The 2,287-nt window shown below is 34.2% G+C and carries 1 protein-coding gene and 1 pseudogene; both read left to right on the plus strand.

Going from position 1 to position 2,287, the window contains the following annotated elements; all coding sequences use genetic code 11:
* The first annotated feature begins 376 nt into the window (after nucleotides 1–376).
* A complete protein-coding gene (locus DB891_RS17365) occupies nucleotides 377–811 on the plus strand; it encodes an IS110 family transposase (protein ID WP_116764832.1) in 435 nt (144 codons plus the stop codon).
* Between the two features lie 253 nt (nucleotides 812–1,064).
* A pseudogene (locus DB891_RS17840) lies at nucleotides 1,065–1,319 on the plus strand (IS110 family transposase).
* Nucleotides 1,320–2,287 lie beyond the last annotated feature (968 nt).

Genomic DNA, 2,287 nt, shown 5'->3' on the forward strand with positions numbered 1-2,287 from the left:
GTGGGAGAGTATGTCGTCGCCTTTCTTTTTAAAACCCCGTTTCTTACGAAACGGGGTTTTTTGTTTTTATACTGTTTTGGATTGATTTATAAAGTGATAAACTTCATTTTGAAGAAGAATTCAGGGGTCAATCCTAAAAGGGATCAAAAAGATTTTCACTGCTATCGGGGCTCGTATCTTTGGCATAGATAAAAATACGAAATGTATCTTTGAAATACAACAATTGATAGGCAAAACGGAATGGCCAAATTCTATCGGGGCGAAATACATCTTTTGATGATATTGTGAACATTAGGTTAATCCATTTCATTTTTATTACATTCCGAGTCACAATAGTACTTAAAGACCAGAATTTAATTTGGGTCTTGTATAAAAAATGAGCAAAAATTTGTGTAATATTTTGTTTTTTAATACTAAATCAGAGAGTTATGAATTTAAAGTGTTCTGTTGGATTAGACGTTTCAAGCAAAAAAATAATGCTTGTATTAGTGTTATTGATGAAAAACAAAAGGTAACTGTAAAGTCAAGTACTGTTATTTCTAGCACATTAAAAGGATTTTCTTCTTTGGAAGAGTGGATTTTAAAGCATAAAAAAGAAACTATTCCTGTGGTAATTTGCATGGAAGCTACAGGGATTTATCATGAGAACTGTTCTTATTATTTGTTTGGAAAAAACTTTGATGTTTCTGTGATTTTGCCCAATAAAGCAAAGAAATATTTGGAAGCTATTGGTTTGAAATCCAAAAATGATAGTATTGATGCTAAAGGGTTATCACAAATGGGAGCAGAACAGTGTTTAGAAGTATGGTAACCAATGGGATCCTTTTTCTATGAATTGCGTTTATTGACAAGGCAACATCAAAATGTTACCGAATTAAAAACGGTTTTTAAAAACCAATTAGATGTGTTGAGCTTTGCAATGCACCATTTAGATTCAGTTACAAATCAATTAGAGCAAACCATAATTTTATTTGAAACACAACTCAAAGAGTTAGACAAAGAAATAAAGATTCATTTAAAATCAAATAAAGAAGTTTATGATAAGGCTGAAAATATCCTTAAAAATGGAAGGATTAGGGGTTTTGACATTGAGTACTATTTTGGCTGAAGCCAACGGTTTTACATTATTTACGAATTACAAACAGTTGGTACCTTATGCGGGTTACGATGTAGTTGAAGTATAATCAGGAAAGCGGGTTGGTAAAACCAAAATAACAAAAAGAGGAAATCCAAGAATAAGACGCGCTTTGCATATGCCTTCATTGGTAGTTATTCAGTGTGAAGTCAAACCATTCGAAGATTTATATGATAGAACCTAAGAAAAGCACGGAGTGAAAATGAAAAGTTATGTGGCTGTGCAAAAGAAGCTCTTGACAATGATTTACCATTTATGGAATAAAAATGAAGCTTATGACATTAATTATCAGCTAAATATCCAAGAAGAGGGGTGAAAGCGAAACTCTCGGGCAATTGGCGTCGAAGAAGACATAATTGCAAAAAATAGCCCCAACATAAAAATTGAGGCTACACAAGGTAATTATCCAGTGAATAATCGCAAGAAGCTTCCTCTCGGTGTCACGAATATATGAAATTAACCAAAATAAATTAGGTATTGAAGATAGTGCCTAGGGCTTGGGTTTTTATAAGAAAGTTGATTATAAAAAGGTGTACTATATATAGGAGTGCATCAAAAAGCCGAACCTTTCTACATAGGGGAATCAATTTCAGGAGGAAATCAGTATCCATCCGTGTTTTTGCTTCAGTGAATCTGTTTGATCCGTGTCTTATTGAGGAAATAAAACACACACCTTATATATTAGGAGAAGCCATTTTAGGCGAAAATCCGCGAGAATCCGTGTTTTCGCTTTAGCGAATCCGTGTAATCCGCGTCCCAACCATGCGCTGGTAAGCCCAATCCAACCCCAAAACCCAAGCAAAACGGATCGAACCGCACAAAACGGCTACAAAAAAAACGAAAACTTTCAAAAAGCGCCAATCCTAACCATCGACAAACCAGTGGCTTAAAAAATACTTTACAGAAAGGCTAAAAATACATTTAAAAATCTATTGTTTACGCGGATAAACTAGCTACTTTTGCACCCGCAACAACGCATACGTTCATAGAAAACCTGACAAGCCAGACGAATTAAAGCTGAAAATTTATTTTCAAAAAAGATTACAAAAAGCTTGTGAGATTCGAAAATGGATGTTACTTTTGCACCCCGCTAAACGCGCAACGTTCCTTGAAAGACTGCTAAGAAAACCAGAAGAAATTGAAATTAAATTT

It is taken from the genome of Flavobacterium laiguense, from assembly GCF_003097655.1.
GTDB classification, from domain to species: Bacteria; Bacteroidota; Bacteroidia; order Flavobacteriales; family Flavobacteriaceae; genus Flavobacterium; species Flavobacterium laiguense.